The sequence below is a fragment of the Pedobacter cryoconitis genome, assembly GCF_014200595.1.
In the GTDB taxonomy this organism is placed as follows: Bacteria; Bacteroidota; Bacteroidia; order Sphingobacteriales; family Sphingobacteriaceae; genus Pedobacter; species Pedobacter cryoconitis_C.
In genome coordinates this window covers 1-16,386 of the sequence record NZ_JACHCG010000005.1, presented here as the reverse complement: position 1 = coordinate 16,386, position 16,386 = coordinate 1, and the positions used below count along the sequence as shown (strand labels likewise).

General features: G+C 39.1%; 12 protein-coding genes. 5 read left to right on the top strand and 7 right to left on the bottom strand.

The annotated features are described in order from the left end of the window. The first annotated feature begins 46 nt into the window (after positions 1-46). Positions 47-1,828: a hypothetical protein gene (locus HDE70_RS22540; RefSeq protein WP_183891905.1), complete on the top strand. Its 1,782-nt coding sequence runs from the start codon at positions 47-49 to the stop codon at positions 1,826-1,828. Positions 1,829-1,878: 50 nt separating this feature from the next. Here the strand turns inward: HDE70_RS22540 and HDE70_RS22535 are convergent, their stop codons facing one another. The 6 genes from HDE70_RS22535 to HDE70_RS22510 form a co-directional block, all read right to left on the bottom strand. After that, positions 1,879-3,999, bottom strand: coding sequence for a DPP IV N-terminal domain-containing protein (locus tag HDE70_RS22535; RefSeq protein WP_183891904.1), 2,121 nt, complete (start codon positions 3,997-3,999; stop codon positions 1,879-1,881). A 134-nt stretch (positions 4,000-4,133) separates the two neighbouring features. After that, positions 4,134-4,862, bottom strand: a complete 729-nt coding sequence (locus HDE70_RS22530) for a DUF4377 domain-containing protein (RefSeq protein WP_183866184.1) — start codon at positions 4,860-4,862, stop codon at positions 4,134-4,136. A gap of 119 nt (positions 4,863-4,981) precedes the next feature. Beyond that, positions 4,982-6,046 carry a branched-chain amino acid aminotransferase gene (locus HDE70_RS22525; RefSeq protein ID WP_183866183.1) on the bottom strand — a complete coding sequence of 355 codons (1,065 nt, stop codon included), beginning with the start codon at positions 6,044-6,046 and terminating at the stop codon, positions 4,982-4,984. 126 nt (positions 6,047-6,172) lie between these two features. Continuing rightward, on the bottom strand, positions 6,173-7,168 hold the full coding sequence (locus HDE70_RS22520) for a tryptophan 2,3-dioxygenase family protein (protein WP_260161891.1): 996 nt from the start codon (positions 7,166-7,168) through the stop codon (positions 6,173-6,175). Continuing rightward, complete coding sequence (locus HDE70_RS22515) at positions 7,134-8,432, bottom strand: HAD-IB family phosphatase (RefSeq protein ID WP_183891902.1); 1,299 nt, start codon at positions 8,430-8,432, stop codon at positions 7,134-7,136. Before HDE70_RS22515 ends, HDE70_RS22520 begins: the two co-directional genes overlap by 35 nt. Before the next feature lies 1 nt (position 8,433). Next, on the bottom strand, positions 8,434-9,402 hold the full coding sequence (locus tag HDE70_RS22510) for an NAD-dependent epimerase/dehydratase family protein (protein WP_183891901.1): 969 nt from the start codon (positions 9,400-9,402) through the stop codon (positions 8,434-8,436). A 73-nt stretch (positions 9,403-9,475) separates the two neighbouring features. Between HDE70_RS22510 and HDE70_RS22505 the strand changes: the two genes are divergently transcribed. Then, positions 9,476-10,663 carry a formimidoylglutamase gene (locus HDE70_RS22505; RefSeq protein WP_183891900.1) on the top strand — a complete coding sequence of 396 codons (1,188 nt, stop codon included), beginning with the start codon at positions 9,476-9,478 and terminating at the stop codon, positions 10,661-10,663. Positions 10,664-10,906: 243 nt separating this feature from the next. Here HDE70_RS22505 and HDE70_RS22500 read toward each other — a convergent pair whose 3' ends face one another. Beyond that, positions 10,907-11,080, bottom strand: coding sequence for a hypothetical protein (locus HDE70_RS22500; protein ID WP_183891899.1), 174 nt, complete (start codon positions 11,078-11,080; stop codon positions 10,907-10,909). Between the two features lie 847 nt (positions 11,081-11,927). Between HDE70_RS22500 and HDE70_RS22495 the strand changes: the two genes are divergently transcribed. The 3 genes from HDE70_RS22495 to HDE70_RS22485 all read left to right on the top strand — a co-directional run bounded on the left by HDE70_RS22495 (position 11,928) and on the right by HDE70_RS22485 (position 16,319). Further along, positions 11,928-12,317, top strand: coding sequence for a DUF3592 domain-containing protein (locus HDE70_RS22495; RefSeq protein WP_183891898.1), 390 nt, complete (start codon positions 11,928-11,930; stop codon positions 12,315-12,317). A 27-nt stretch (positions 12,318-12,344) separates the two neighbouring features. Next, positions 12,345-12,827 carry a hypothetical protein gene (locus HDE70_RS22490; protein ID WP_183891897.1) on the top strand — a complete coding sequence of 161 codons (483 nt, stop codon included), beginning with the start codon at positions 12,345-12,347 and terminating at the stop codon, positions 12,825-12,827. A 150-nt stretch (positions 12,828-12,977) separates the two neighbouring features. Further along, positions 12,978-16,319, top strand: a complete 3,342-nt coding sequence (locus HDE70_RS22485) for a hypothetical protein (RefSeq protein ID WP_183891896.1) — start codon at positions 12,978-12,980, stop codon at positions 16,317-16,319. Positions 16,320-16,386: the final 67 nt, after the last annotated feature.

The following is a 16,386-nucleotide window of genomic DNA, read 5'->3' as shown; positions in this document are numbered from 1 at the left end:
TATTTTCTTAAAAACGTATATTGTAATTTTTAGACGCTGGTTAGGCATGATGAGAAAAACCCGAAAAACATTTACGGTAATTAAATGGGTTGCCGCTGTCATGTTTCTGTTGTTTGTAGCGGCAGATGCGATGTCATGGTATCTTAGTGTAAAGCTAAGGCCCGTTATTATGAAAGAGCTGAAGGATTTGGTGCTGAATTCTACGGATAGCTTGTATCATATTGAGTTTTCGACCGTAAATACCAATTTCCTGCTGGGGAATGCCTCTGTCAGTAACGTGAAAATTATCCCTGATACCATTATTTTTAATAAACTGATCAAGCTTAAACGGGCACCGAATAATATTTATGAGGTCAGCCTGAAGAAACTGACCATCCGGAACTTTCACCCTTTCAGTATTTACAAAGATAAAGAGCTGAGTGTAGAGCAGTTGTTATTTGAGCATCCTAAAGTGGTGATGATCAACAGGCAGTTTGATTTCAATGAGAACCGGCCTCCAAGACCTAATAAATCTCCTTATGAATATATCTCGAAGTTTCTGAAACTGGTAAGTGTGAACACGATCAGTTTAAAGGATGTGAGTTTCAAGTATATTAATAAAAATGTGCCTGTACCGGAAGTTGATTCTCTGGATAAGCTGGATATTACACTAAAGGATTGGTTGATTGATGCGAATTCAGCTACTGATCCAACCCGGATTTACCTGTTAAAAGATGTATTGATCAGTTTGAATGATTATCAGTTCGCCACGCCTGATAGTTTGTATCATATACAGTTGAATGAGTTCTCTTTTGCAGCTTCAACGGGGAAGTTGAATGTGAAGAAGTTTGCCGTAGTGCCGCGGTATTCGGAAATGGATTTTGGACGCAAAGTAGGTTTCTCCAAAGAGCGGTTCAGTATTCAGCTGAGTGATATTAGTTTGAGTGGGATCGATCTGCCGCTTTATATTAAGAAGCAGGAGCTTGCGGCTGAGGAAATGAATATTACCAATGGTTTTGTATCGGTATTTAATAACAATGAACTGCCTTCGCAGGGGATAGAACGGGTGGGAAAATTTCCACATCAGTTGTTGCAGCTGGTTAAGGCGCAGTTAACAGTGAAGAAGTTGAATTTGAGTGATGTGGATATTAGCTATGCGGAATTTGATAGTGATAGTAAGCAGAAAGGAAGAATTACTTTTGAGAAGACTTCAGGGACAATTTTAAATGTAACGAACGAGGAGAAGGTAAAGGCTAAGAACCCTTTTATGCTGGCCAATCTGAACACGTATATGATGGGGCAGGGAAAGTTGATGGTCAACTTTAAGTTTGATCTGAATGCCAAGAATGGGGCTTTTTCTTATCAGGGTGAATTAGGGGATATGGACGGAGGGTTTCTGAACAGGATTACCAAGCCTTTGGGGATGTTGCAGGTGAATAGTGGTATGGTGAAAAAGTTGAGTTTTAATGTGGTGGCAGATGAGGCAAAGGCCAGCGGTAATCTTAATTTCCGGTATAAGGATTTATCAATTGGCCTGATGAAGAAGGTGGAGGGGAAAAACAGGCTGGTGAAGCTGGGATTGTTTTCTATGCTGGCAAATTCATTGGTGATCAGGCCGGATAATCCGGATGACAAGGGTAAAATGGTTGGGGCTTCAATCTATTTTCAGCGGGACCCCAGAATTTCTTTTTTTAGTTTTATCTGGAAGACGCTATTGCAGGGGATTAAGTATACGGTTGGGTTAACGCCAGAGAAACAGGCGGAAATTGATGCGCAGATTGCGAAGTTTGAGAAAATGAAGAGTGATAGGGAGCAGCGGAGAGAGGCTCGGCGGAGAAGGAAAAAATAAGGCTGAACAACTATAGTTATTCAGCCTTTTTTATTTTAAAGAGCTTATTTTTATTGCAGAACTTCTGCTGGTGCTGGTTTATCTAACAGATTAGTGTAATAGAAGCGGGCACGTTCTGAAAAATCATGCTTGCTTTTAACACCTTTCCAACCATGTCTGCCACCTGGATAGATCATCAGTTCGAAGTGCTTGTTTTCATCTTCCAGCTTGTTAATCAGTTGAATTGTATTTTGCATATGAACATTGTCATCCATATCACCATGCATGATACGCATCAAACCTTTATACTTGTTAGTATATGTTAATACTGAAGCATTTTTATATCCCTCAGGATTTTCCTTAGGCGTATCCATAAAACGCTCTGCATATACGCTGTCATAAAGTTCCCAGCTCGTAACCGGGGCTCCTGCATAACCAAAATCAAAATAATCTGCACCATAGGTTAAAGCCATTGTCGTGATATAACCACCATAACTATGACCTGTAATCAGTAATTTTTTATTATTAACCCACGGTTTTGCCTTTAACCACTTGGCAGCAGTAATGTAATCCTTCATCTCCCATTTACTCAGATTTCTATGCATTAAGGCCACACCTTCTTTACCGAATTTACCAGAAGCACGGTGATCTACCTCTATCTGGATAATTCCTTCATTTGCCCACCATTGCAGGTCAGCTTTTTTCCAGGTGTTTTTTACAGTTCCGGCATCAGGGCCACCGTAAATACTGAAAATCACAGGATATTGTTTCGTCTCGTCAAAATCTACCGGGTAAGTAATAACCGCAGGCAAATTGTAACCATCATCGGTTGGGATTGTGATCATTTCTGTTTTTCCGATATTATAACTGGCGAAATCAGCAGACTTGCTATCCGCGATTTCTTTAATGATTTTGCCGTTATGGTCCACTAACGCTTGTTTAGCTGGCGTAGTTACATTGGAATAAGTCGTGATGAATTTATCGCCCGAAGGAGACATTTCTACCTCGTGGGTATAGTTCCCGAAAGTCAGTCTTTTTAAGTTTTTACCATTGTAGTTGACACTGTACAGATCAGTTGTGGTAGAAGCTTCTTTATTCGCCATGAAATAGACTACTTTATTTTTCTCGTCAACTTTAACAATGTTTTTTACCTGCCATTTGCCACTGGTCAGCGGATTTACCAGTTTGCCATCCAGGGTATACAAGTAGTAATGCGCCCAGCCTGTTTTATCACTTTTTAAGATATAATGTTTTTTATCCTCCAAATAGGTAATACGGCCATCGTAGTCCAGATCTACCCACGATGATTGTTTCTCATCATAAATTTCTTTTTTAGCACCAGTCTCCGGTTTAACTGCGTAAAACTTCAGGTTATCCTGTCCGCGGTTCATCCATTGAACCATCATGTTGCTTCCATCGTAGCTCCAGTATGGAGTTCCAAAATATTGGTCGTCTTTTTCGTTGAAATCAGCCCATACAATAGTACCGCCTGCCGAAGGAACAAAACCTATTTTAACTTCAGGATTAGGGTCACCGGCTTTTGGATAACGTGTTTTCTCTACGTAACCATGCTGCCCCGTTGAACCATTGATCGGGAACATTGGTACGTTGGTGTCGTCAAAACGCATAAAGGCAAGATGCTTGCTGTCCGGAGCCCACCAGAAAGCTTTATACTTTGTAGGACGGCCTAATATTTCCTCGAAATAAACCCAGGAAGAATAACCGTTATAAATCACATCTGTAGCATCGGTCGTATACCTGATTTCTTTACCTGTAGTCACATCAACTGCATAAAGATCACTTTTACGGGTAAAAGCTACATATTTTCCATCCGGCGAAAGTGTCGGATTGAGTTCTTCTTCAGGAGTATTGGTTAAACGTTTAGGTGCTGATTTACCGTACTTAATATAAACGTCATTGTCTTGTATCATCACGTCCACATCACTTTTAGGTGGTGGCGTATAGGCCGTTTTTGCACCTGAATTGATGTCTACCGCATATAAACTGCGTGTTTTGTCATCTTTTTCTATATAATGATTTTCATCACTCCAGCCTGTAACTTTATTCAGGCTTTTTGTTAACGAAGGAGAGAGACCCTGCGTCTGAGCAAAATTAAGTCTGTGCTCCTGAGCCTGTAGATTGAAACTGAAACAAAGCCCGGCTGCCAGACTGAATAGTAAATGATTCTTCATGTGGGAAATTTAGTGACACAAAACTAAGAAAGCAGCGGCGCATTATTTGTATTGTGTAATAGATATTACCTGATAAAAAGAAAGCATGCTGCGTTTAATGCAGCATGCTTTCCTGAAGATATCTTTTTAAATTATTATTGTGGATTGGTTTCCAGATCGGACATCCCAAATATCGCGACCAGCTTATTGCCCAGATAAAAGTTTAAGGTCTGATCTGCAATATCATATCTGAATGTTTTATCGTTCAGCAGGTTTACAAAATCATTTTCCAGTTTCATCTTCTCTTCTGAACAGGCCATCATGGTACTTCCGATTTGTTTAAAACTAATCGCACCTTTGCTGAATTCATAACTTCCAAAAATGTTATTGCAACCAGCAGAACCGTTAAAACGCTGATCTTCGCGGTGAAAGATCAGGTAAGCGGGCGATTCTTCCTGGGTAATGCCATTCAGCTGGATTAAGTTCCATTTGTGGTTAAAGACAAAGTTAGCTTCGGCTGTGTTTGTTGTCGTATTTTCAATACCACGGGATATTTTCTGGCGCTTTAAAATCCTTTTTACTTTATAGACATAACTGGAAGCATCTGCCGGAACATTTGTTCTTTTGGTACGGGAAACCAAAAGGGTATACCGGTAACCAGGCTGATAAGTAAATCCTACGATACCCCCATAAAAAAATTCCCAGTCTTTACTGGTTGAATATTTGACCAGGTAACAGGTTTGAGGGCCCATACCTGTACAGTTTGCACGCTCTTCTTTGATAACCATCCGGATGTCTTCTGCTTTGCTATAACTGGAAAGGCCAGCTATGAAAAGCAGGGTCAGAATTAATTTGGTGCTGAAGTTTTTCAATTGTGTTTTCATTGTGTATGTGTTATGTTACCCCAACAGGATGCCGGAATGGCTACCTTTCCATAAATATAAAAAAAGGGATGTTCATATACTATGAACATCCCCATTTTTTTAAATTATTTTATTTTGAATTAAACCGACCAGTTCCAGCCGAATTCATCAGCTGTAATTCCATAACGGATATCGTTTAATTTTTTAGCAATTCCAGTAGAAACGGTACGTGTAGCAGGATCTGTTAACTGGTAAGTTTTACCTTCATAAGTGATCTCACTGATCTGTGTAACCGTTGCAGCAGTACCTACCGCAAAAGCTTCTGTTAAGCTTCCGTTTTCGATGTTATCCAGTACTTCCCGGATCAGTACTCTTCTTTCTTCTACTTCAGTACCCATGCTTTTTGCCAGCAGGATAATTGTATCTCTGGTTACACCATCCAGAATCGTTTCACGAACTTCGGGTGTTACAATTTTACCATTGATCACAAACATCAGGTTGGCTGCACCAGATTCCTCTAAGTATTTATGTTCCTTAGCGTCAGTCCAGATCAGCTGATCAAAACCTTCTGCCTGTGCTTCTACAGTTGGAAGCATCGCTCTTGAATAATTTCCAGCAGTTTTTGCTGCACCCACACCACCCTCAGCAGAACGCGTGTAATGCGTTTCAATTTTAACTTTTAAAGGTTTGCTGTAATATGGAGCACTTGGATTGGCAAGGATCACAAACTTATAAGTTGAAGATGGTCTTACACCTAAAACAGGGTCTGTAGCGAACATTACTGGTCTGAGATATAAAGAATAATTTTCTTCAGCCGGAACCCATGCTTTATCAATGTCGATCAGCGCTGCAATACCCTGCATGAAAACTTCTTCAGGAATATTTGCCATCGCCATACGGGTAGCAGATTTATTGAAACGTGCAAAGTTTTTATCAGCTCTGAATACACTTACGCCGCCGTCTGCCTGTTTGTAAGCTTTCAGTCCTTCAAAAATTGCCTGTCCATAATGTAAAGCAGAAATAGCAGGGCTCATTGGAATAGGGCCATAAGGAAGGATTTCGAAATTCTTCCATTCACCGTTTTCGTAATCAGCCACGAACATATGGTCTGTAAAAACTTTTCCAAAAGGCAAGTCAGTATAATCTGTTTCAGCCAGTCTGGAATGACCAGCTTTTGTGGTTTTTATAGTTAATGTATCTATCACGGTTTCTCTTATTTATCAGTACAAAATTACGAAATATTCGTCTTATATAATATATTATTTCTCTTTATGACATTTGTCCGGTGTTGGACTGTATTATCGATTAAAGAGTGGTTTATTGTGGCTGACTTACTTTTTGATGCTTTTCAGTACACTCAGCACCCACGATTTACCCCATTCTTCCAACTGTTCCTCCGTCCATAAAAACGGATAAAAGATTCTTTTCTGGAAACGCGGAGGCAGGTATTTCTGCCAGTTGGTTCCTCCTGTAGCAGCGATGTCTACCGGATCACGCTCCAAATATCTGACTGCCGATTTATAGTGTGACAATGGCCACTCCACATTGACGAACAGATCCAGCTTTCTTAATTCGTCAGCTAATAAGCTTACATCGTGGCCTTCCTTTTCAAAACGGGTGTATAAAGCAGAGAAATTATTAAACTCCCTGTCTTTCACCAATTGCAGAAACCGGGCAGCATACTTGGTGATAAACTGTTTTAAAGTCAGCGTCTGTTTGCCGCTCGATAATTCAGTAGCTCCGAATTTCCAGTAGATATTTTCAAATTTCTCTTCTAAACTGGCATTGGCAAGTTCTTCCCTTTTACTCTTATCTACCAATCTTGTAAAATCAGTTGCACAGATTTCGATCATTCTGTATTGCGCAGATTGAAAACCGCTGGCTGGTAACAGAGACATTCTGAATTTAAGGAATTGTTCTTTTTCCATACCGTCTACCATCACATCAAAAGAGCTGGTCAAGGCATTGAAATAGGCATTGATACGTTTTACGCGTGCCGTGAAAAATTCAACGGTCAGCGCAGGATGTTCTGCAATTTGTTTACACTCATGCAGGCAAAGCTTAAAATACAGCTCTGTAATCTGGTGGTACATAATGAAAATCTCTTCGTCCGGAAAAGGTGTTTTCGGACTCTGAAGACTCAATAAAGTGTCAAGGTGGATATAATCCCAATAAGTTAAGAAATCGGCATAAAGCAGCCCATCCAGATAGGCGGCCATATCCTGGCCCATAGCTTCATACTTTTCCTGTAGTTTATCCAGCTTGCTTTTTATTTCTGGTGTAAGCTCCATTTTAATAAAGTACTCTGAATTTAATAGTATGTTCAATTTTCTTTAAAGACTTAAAAAGATCTTTGTCATATTCTGCATTAATATCTGTAATGGCATAACCGATCGATGGGTTGGTCATCAGGAACTGGCCCACAATATTGATATTGTGTTTTGCAAAAACAGTATTGATCTGAGCCATAATCCCCGGCACGTTATGGTGGACGTGAATCAGCCGGTGTGAAGCATCAATTCTCGGCAACTGTAAATTCGGGAAGTTAACGCTTAGATAAGTAGTCCCTTTATTCATGAAATCCAACATCCTTTTAGGAATGAAATTGGCATTTCTCGGATTATTTTTTGGATCTTCAAAAACTACAATCCCCATGGTTGTACAAGCTTGCAGGTCTATTTTGCTGCTTGCGCTACCCAGATAACCAATTGTTTTTAGCTTCAGTGCAATTTTTAATTTCTCAGGGTCCATTTTCTCCCCTTTTCCCAGCAAGATCATATGGACATCTTTGATATATTTATCTTCAAAAGACGTTTTATGACGGATAGAAAGACCATCTTTCTTTAAAAGTGCCAGGCTTTCTTCCGGAATATCTCCGATTGCCAGGCATAAAATCCTGTTTTTTGGATAAGAAATGGCCCGTGGCAGATTATTAACGTATAAAAACTCGTCAAAGCTAGGCGTCACATGATCAGCTCTGCTTACGATACTCTCTCTGGAAATATTTTCTGTAAAGGCGAAGAACTTTTTGATCATTCCGCTTTCACGAAGCTGAAAATCTGAATAACCATCGCCGATGCCATATAAATCGCCCTCAAGATTCAGGTGCTGCATCAGTTTTACTTTGCCACCTTCTTCGCTTAATGGGTTTGCATGGTCATAATCGATGATTTTGCCATCGCCCGTAGTCACAAAAGTATTCGCGTAAATATTTTCTTTTTTGATATGATACTGGCTTACTACCGGGGTAATAAACTCTTTAAAACCGCCGGATACGATCAATACCTGGTCGGCATGTTTTTTAAAGAACTCCGCATTGCGGGAAAAAGATTTGGATACTTTCTTCTTTAACCGGGTGATCAATTGTTTCAGGTGATCTTCTGAAGCTTCCAGTAATTTTACTCTTTGCGCCAGACTTTCACCAAATGATAGTTTTCCTTCCATCGCCAGGTTAGTGAGGTCTTCAATTTTCTTAAAGATGGCTTCCTTGTCGGGATGTTTTTTGAGGGAAATGCGGGCAAGCTCATCAAGAGCTTCTACCTGTGTGAAAGTGCTGTCGAAATCAATGATGTAAATATTCTTTTGCTTCATTTTAAAGTTTTTTTAAACCTGCACATACTTCCTGAATGCTTTGATGCAGGGGCTTGAAGGTGATACCCGTACTATTCCTGATTTTATCGTTACTGTATAAACTTATATTTAAACTGCTTTTTGCAGCATCGCTGGTCAGTGCGGCGGCTTTTCCTGTAAACAGGGAAGCTAGTTTTGCTGCCCGCCATGCAAGACCAAGCATCCACGGTTTAGCTTCTTTAGATGGGGCTTTAACACCCATTCCTTTGGCAATCTCTGAAAAAAACTGCTTATAATAGTAATTCTCTGCTGATATTGTAAATCTTTCACCTGTGATCTCACTTTCCATCAACAGAATCATGCTTTTTGCGACATCTTCAACGTCTACAATTCCGGTAGCTCCTTTGGTATAATAGCCTAAACCGTCTTTAACGAGTTTGAAGATCGCACCACTACCTGTATATCCTGCATTCCGGCCAATGATGACCGATGGATTCACAATAACTGCGTCCAGCCCTTCAGCCATACTACGCCACACTTCCATTTCTCCTTCGTATTTGGAAATTGCATAGGAGTGGACATTGGCGTCATATTCCCAAAAGTCTTTTTCGGTAATCTGCATATCTTTTTTGGCTTCTCCCAGTGCGGCAACAGAACTCACGTGAAGAAGCCTTGCGTTATGGTATACACATAAATTAGCCACATTACTGGTTCCTTCAATGTTAACTTTCAGCAGGGTTGCTTTATCTTTAGGATCAAATGATACTTTAGCTGCGCAGTGGTACACTTTTGTGATATTTTCAAAAGCATCATCAAGTGTGGAGAGGTCATTAATGTCGGCTACTACCCATTCAATCAGTGTATTGCCGGATAGTATTGCAGGGATTACGGAGTCTTCTCTTTTTAGTGCGCGTACTTTTTGTCCTTGCCCGGTAAGCTGGTAAATGAGTTCAGCTCCTAAAAATCCTGTGGCACCGGTAACTAAAATCATTTCATTTTTTTTAGGATGTTCATTAATATATGATCTCAAAAATAGATATTTGACAGCATAGATACCATTAATTATGTCCTTATCCGATTTTTTCTCCCCTTTAACTCTCGAAAAATTCACGCCTAAACAGGGCTTTTATACCAGTCAGCTGGGAATGAAGGCTAGTTTTTACACGGAAAAATTTCCTGAGCTGGGTGATAAAACCTTTGATATCGCGATTCTGGGTGTGAAGGATGACCGTGCTGCGGTGAATAATAGTGGTTGTTCTTTAGGGCCTGATTACTTCAGAGAACAGTTTTATTTACTGCATGAAGGAGCATTTGAGAGCAGGATCGTTGATTTAGGTAATATTATAGCCGGAGCGACGATTTCTGATACTTACATTGCGCTTAAGATGGTGGTAACCGAGCTGATGAGACTGGATATTGTTCCGGTTATTATTGGTGGCGGCCAGGATCTGACTTATGCACAATATATGGCTTACGAAGCGCTGGAGCAGAAAGTAGATCTGGTGGTGGTTGATAGTAAATTTGATCTGGATGAGGATGAAAATGAGCAGGGTAGTATTGCGACCAGATCGGATACTTATTTGAATAAGATCTTCATGCATCAGCCTAATTACCTGTTTAATTTCAGTAATATCGGTTATCAGACGTATCTGGTTAATCAGGATAGTTTGAAGGTGATGAATAAATTGTATTTTGATGTTCACCGTTTGGGCGAGTTTCTGACCGATGTGAGTTCTGCTGAACCTGTGATCAGAAATGCAAACATGATGAGCTTTGATTTTGGGTGCATCCGTTCTTCGGATTCTTCTGCAAACGGGAATGCCGGCCCAAATGGTTTTTATGGAGAGCAGGCTTGTAAGATTGCCCATTATGCGGGATTAAATGATAAGTTAACCTCTATCGGCTTTTATGAATTTAACCCCGCGTTTGATCATGGCAGCCAATCAGCAATGTTGCTGGGCCAGATGGTTTGGTATTTTGTAGATGGTTTTTATAACCGTAAAAAAGATTTTCCATTAAATCCTAAATCTCAATATTTAATTTATCGTGCAAGCTTAAACGATGGTTCAGGTGAAATGCTTTTTGTGAAAAGCAAGAAATCTGACCGCTGGTGGATGCAGGTTCCCTATCCTTCGGGAGTGTCTAAAAATGAGCGTTTCCATTTGGTGCCTTGCCGATATGAAGATTATACCATGGCTGTTAACGGGGAAGTGCCTGATTTATGGTGGCGTACTTATCAAAAGCTGCTTTAGACCAGTTAGATGAAGTCCATTTGTCTTGTTTTTGATGAACAAAAGTTCCCAGATAAATTATACTTTAATCCTAACTGCCGATAGCATAAGCTTTGGTTACTGCGATTTTAAATGGATCAAGTCATATACTTGTGGATCAGGGATTAAATTTCAAGTTTTGGGTTTGATATTTTCTTAGTTCAAATCAGCTGGTTACGATTCTTTAATAAGCTAATTACTTCCTGATTTCCAGGCTTGCTACTTTTACGAAAGTTCTCTGATGCCTTTTTCGGTTTCCATTGCTTGTTTCATTATGCCCGGTACAGAGCTTTTGAAACAGCCTGTACTCCAAACTGCTGCTTTAAAAATGAAATCACCCAGGATTCCCTTTGAAAATTTATCCGTCAAACTTCCCATAATAAATAAATGCTTTTCCACCAATGTAAGCTATTCGCGTTAAAGATTATCCTGATGCGTAAAAAATGTCCGCAATTGTCCGCAGCTGTCTGCAATTGTCCGCAGTTGTCCGTGGGTTAGTCCAATGGAAAATTATAATTTCATTAATCTTCAACTAGTTATGGTTTGGTTGTGCCTGAGTGTTGGTCGGGGTGACATCAGGTTGAGAACAGGCTTTAACTATAGCAAGTCCAATTGATTTCAACTAGTTGTTTTGACTTGGACTTGCCATGCTCTCGCGTTACTTTAGCATTGCTCTTACCCTAACGAGTACTCAGGCACTACTCAGGCAGTACCCGGCCGGTATAGCTTTATTATTTAGCTATTTTGAATTTATTTACCAACAGCCCGGCCTTGTTTCGGCTGAGTCATTCCCATGCAAATTGAAAGGTGTCAGCGCAAATCCACAGGCATAAGAGCATCCGTGATAGCAACGACTTTCTGTTGAGCGTGTCAAAATTTATCCTTAAAAAAGAGCCTGCTTCACAAGTTTATGACTTGATCCTTTTTAAGTGCTCTTCATAAAGGGGAACGCGCCCTGTTTGTGATCTTTTTCTTGGTCTTTCCATTCCTGTTTTAATTTAAGTGTTTATCCACCATTGTAAAGCAAAATCAGGAACGGACAAACTAATAACAGGGATAAATACCTTTTCAAAGAGGGTAGGATCCATGTGTTAATTTTCGTGATGATTAATTTATTTTAACGTAAATAACTCCCTGTATGAACGGCTTTATTATCGTTTAAATGGTATATTGGGAAACGTTTACCTGTCTAATAGTGGTATTAACGTAATAAATTGATATTGAGGTTTTTAATACAGATAATCAAATGGTGTATTTATTAATTATGGGTTTATTGTTAGCTGGTTTTGGCCTTTTTAAAGTTTTTGACCGCAAGTGCTATAAAAAGTCAGGAGTCAAAACTGCCGGGGTTGTTTCTGATATTGTACTGAGCGGACGGAGTTATTATCCGATTGTGAGTTATGAAACATTGGATGGAGTTCGTGTGGAGGAAGAGTATTCACTGGGAACAATGCCTTCAGCGTATAGAAAAGGAGAGTTTGTCAAAGTTATTTATAAGAAAGAGGATTGTAAAAAGTTCATTCTCGACAATAAGTCTTCTGAATATATAGAGTTTGGTTTTATAGCGATTGGAATAATTATGATGTTTATTTCCTGTTATTATTCCTATAAAGGGGACGGAAACTGGGACTTTTAACGGGCGATTCTTATCTTCACGCTAAATATGATCTACCCAATAAAAACAACTGAATTACAAGAAAACCTTGACTTTTATTGTGAAGTGATCCTGATGCAGGAGCGCGCAACTCAATATATCAAAGGATTTCCCTGGTGTAAGGCTGTTATCGGATCTTCTCTGTATTTCAATTTAGGGGAGAAGCTATGTGTCTTTTTATATGAAATTAATAATTCAGCAAGTAAAGATGATAACTTTCTATGGGTAGTTGTAGGTGATCTTCCACCTATGTACCTCGATATTTACGGACCTAAAAATACGGTTCATGTACTTGCGGATTATGTTGATCTGGCTAAGAAATGGATTTCGAATGTGGAGGGAGGTTTTTCTGTTACAGGTTGTTACCCTTTTAATATTGCACCTACAGCAGAAATGGCCAGTTTGTTAAAGCAAAGGATCGTGTTAATTGAAAACGCAATTCTTGCGAATATGGATGAGATTGCGTTACCAGCAGGGCTGAATGAAAAGTAATATTTTTATTTTGTAATTTTTTGTTGTCATGCTTGTTGTTTCGTAATTATGATTAATATTACTTAATATTTATATCTTAAAACATCATGTGGTTTATTTTAAGAATATGATATCATTTTTATTCTGATAAATAAATTAAAGTTAAAAATAATGGTCTCAAAGCTTTCATGGCATTACCCAATCACATTTAAATTCGTAATCTTTTCTGTTATCACATTTTTTCTTGGTTTTGATACGACTGCACAGGGAATAGATAAATTTAATTTCAGTAATATTATCCCACCCTCTCCCGAAGTTTCAGCGCTTGGGAAATATATTGAATTCCCAATGTCATATTCATCAGGAGTTCCTGTAATCAGTATTCCATTATACACAGTTCGATCAGGGGAGTTAGAGGTACCTTTAAATTTATCTTATAACGCATCAGGAATTAAGGTCGAAGAAGTTGCTACATGGGCAGGATTAGGCTGGAACCTGAATACTGGAAGCAGCTTGTACCGTGTAGTGCACGGATTACCTGACGATATGAGTAATAATGGGGTAATGTACGCGGATAGAACTATAAAAAAGGTTCTGGGTTACGCAGATAATAGCGCTGAAAAATACTTAGCTAATCATGACATCTATGAAAATATTCTGGATGTTGAACCAGACATTTACTATTTCTCTGCAATGGGATTTTCTGGCAAGTTTTACTTCGATCAAACAGCTCGAACATTTGTACAAATGCCACTTAGTCCGGTTAAAATAGATTATAGCGTTAATAGTGATAATAAAATAATACAATTTATACTAACACTTCCTGACGGAACAAAATGTTATTTCGGGAAATCTGAAGATAATACAAGAACTGGATATGAGGATTTTTCGAGTACCACGAGCGTAAACTTTAGCGATGGTATGGCCACAGTACCTCAGAATCCTGGTGGAAGTACACCACCTCACACTACCTCCTGGCAGATTATGGACTTAAAAAGTGTTGCGGGTAAAAGTATAAAATATTATTATAGCGCTGATAAATCAATAATCAATTTTGGTAGAGGAGGAGAGTCTAAAGACTATGCAGGAACAAGCGGCTGTGAAGCTGTTGTCGGTGGTAGTATGTCTAGTTGGTCGTACTATGTCCAATATGGTTCAAAGAACGTGCTGGAGAAGATTTCATTTGCCGGAGGGGATGTTTATTTCAAGGCCAATACAGTACAAAGAACAGATATTATAGGCGGCCCGGCTGCATTAGACAGCATCTTAGTCAAAAATAAAAATAATAAGCTTTTAAAGGCCTTTAAATTTAATACTGGATATTGGTTTAGTGATGAAAACCTGCATCTTGATATACCTGTAATAACTGGTGGAGATGCAAATGTTGTCGCACAATACAGACTTTACCTCTCATCACTTGATGAAATTAACGGGACGCTGAATGAGAAATACAGTCATAAGTTTGAATATAATACCTCTGGCCTGCCAAACAGGTTATCAAGTTCACAGGATTATTGGGGTTATTATAACAAAATTGAGAATGGAATCCATTTAACTCCGAGGGTCAGATCCACTTTTATAAATGGGAATCCCAATGGCGGCGGTTACTTACCGGGTGCGGACAGAAAAGTCGATACATTAACCAATCAGGTTGGTATTTTGAATTCCATCATTTATCCAACCGGCGGTAAGACGACTTATACTTATGAAACAAATCGTGTAAATAAAATTAACATTGGCGGTGGTGACGTGAGCGGTTTTGAGCTTTCAGGATTAGACCAGAAATCAGATCTGTTGCTGAAGAGTTACCAATATCTAAGTCCAGGAACGACCAATGCTTATGAGAAAACATTCAATGTAGGTTTACACCCTACTACTGTTCACTTCCGTTATACAGGATGTAAGGATTTTAACACCTTTGACTGTCCTTTAGTGACAACAATACAAGGGATTACAGATAAGAGTATACTCATTGCTTTGAATGTACCAGAAAGCTACTTGACGCTGCCACAGGGAAGCTATAAAATTACTACAATTATTAATAATGCTTTTGAAAATCCTGATGCAGAGTTTTTTGTGTCATTTGACTGGGAGGAAGAAAATGCGGCTATAACTAATCGTATGATTGTTGGGGGGCTAAGAGTGAAGAAAATCGTGAGTAGTGATGGACTTGGTAAAACCCTTAGCAGATCTTTCAATTACAATAATTTTCAAGATGGACTATATTCAAGTGGAAGGATACAAAATATTCCTATTCACGCTTTCAAAATTTCATGTGGCAATATAGGTGGAGGAACTGGGGTTACCAGGATTGTTTCTCAGAGCACGGTGCCACTGGTCAATGGTGATGGGCAGACATTAAAGTATAAAAATATTACTGAATATATGGATGAAACATCACTGTCGCAAAAGACTGAGTATACTTATTCTCATTCAGAAACGGATAATGATGGTGTTAATGTTTATCCTTTTGCTTCATCAGCAAAAGCAGACTGGCGTTCAGATTTGCTACTTATTAAACGGGATTATGAATACCGCAGTGCTGGTAAGTATCGGCCTGTTCATTCTAAAGCATTCTTATATACTGGATATGAAACCAATTTCAATGATGTTTTTGGGATAAAATTCGGGACTAATCCTACTCCCGGAAGTTTTTCCAGCGCAACTTACAGAGGGGTAACAGAATGGCAAATGAAAACCGGCGAAATAGATACGACCTTTACCTATACTGGTGAGGTGGCTGGTCCGGCTATTATACAAAATAGTATTTTCACTTATAATAAAAATAACAGCTATCAGCTTTCAAATGCGTTAACGTATGGTAGTGATGGCAAAAAAAATAACCTAAGATATACTTATCCGGGTGATTACAACTCTTCTCCTGGATTTGATATCGCAGGTTTAAAACAAAATAACCTATCAGGACTGGTTGTAAAAAAAGAAAGTAGTGTAAACGGTAAAATAAGAGGTGGGGAGGTACTTAAGTATAATATATATGGTAAACCAGTAGAAGTATATGAATTTGAGTCTGTTGCGGGATTGGATACGGCTGTTCTTGATGCGGCAAATATTCTTACCAGTGGGTATAGTCTTAAAGCTACTTTGAGCTATAGTAATCTGAACAAATCAAATCCTCTACAGATCAGTCGGGCTAATGGCGTGCCAGTTTGTTATCTATGGAGTTATGGAGCAGAGCACCCAATAGCAGAGATTAAAAATAGCACTTATGAAGCGATTAAGGGCATTCTTGGGGAAGAAGCTATAAATACCTTTAGCATGCTGGTCAATCCAGATAAGGCTGCAATAAATACTTTTATCGCACCATTAAAGACTGGACTACCTAATGCACAGGTCATGATTTATACTTATCAGCCTCTAACTGGTGTAACGGGGCTGACTGATGCCAAAGGCAAAACCAGCTCTTTTGAATTTGATGAGTTTCAGCGATTGAAAAATGTGAAAGATCAGAACGGAAATGTCATCAAGAATAATACATACCACTATAAAAATTAATGCCTCATGAAATTAAGATTACAGTATATAGGCTCGATTCTCTGTGCCTTATTTTTAGTTGCCAATA

What these genes read in the sequence shown, in the direction of transcription:
- HDE70_RS22540 (WP_183891905.1), top strand. Translation starts at nt 47, where the DNA reads ATGATGAGAAAAACCCGAAAAACATTTACGGTAATTAAATGGGTTGCC.
- HDE70_RS22535 (WP_183891904.1), bottom strand. Translation starts at nt 3,999, where the DNA reads ATGAAGAATCATTTACTATTCAGTCTGGCAGCCGGGCTTTGTTTCAGT.
- HDE70_RS22530 (WP_183866184.1), bottom strand. Translation starts at nt 4,862, where the DNA reads ATGAAAACACAATTGAAAAACTTCAGCACCAAATTAATTCTGACCCTG.
- HDE70_RS22515 (WP_183891902.1), bottom strand. Translation starts at nt 8,432, where the DNA reads ATGAAGCAAAAGAATATTTACATCATTGATTTCGACAGCACTTTCACA.
- HDE70_RS22510 (WP_183891901.1), bottom strand. Translation starts at nt 9,402, where the DNA reads ATGATTTTAGTTACCGGTGCCACAGGATTTTTAGGAGCTGAACTCATT.
- HDE70_RS22505 (WP_183891900.1), top strand. Translation starts at nt 9,476, where the DNA reads ATGTCCTTATCCGATTTTTTCTCCCCTTTAACTCTCGAAAAATTCACG.
- HDE70_RS22495 (WP_183891898.1), top strand. Translation starts at nt 11,928, where the DNA reads ATGGTGTATTTATTAATTATGGGTTTATTGTTAGCTGGTTTTGGCCTT.
- HDE70_RS22490 (WP_183891897.1), top strand. Translation starts at nt 12,345, where the DNA reads ATGATCTACCCAATAAAAACAACTGAATTACAAGAAAACCTTGACTTT.
- HDE70_RS22485 (WP_183891896.1), top strand. Translation starts at nt 12,978, where the DNA reads ATGGTCTCAAAGCTTTCATGGCATTACCCAATCACATTTAAATTCGTA.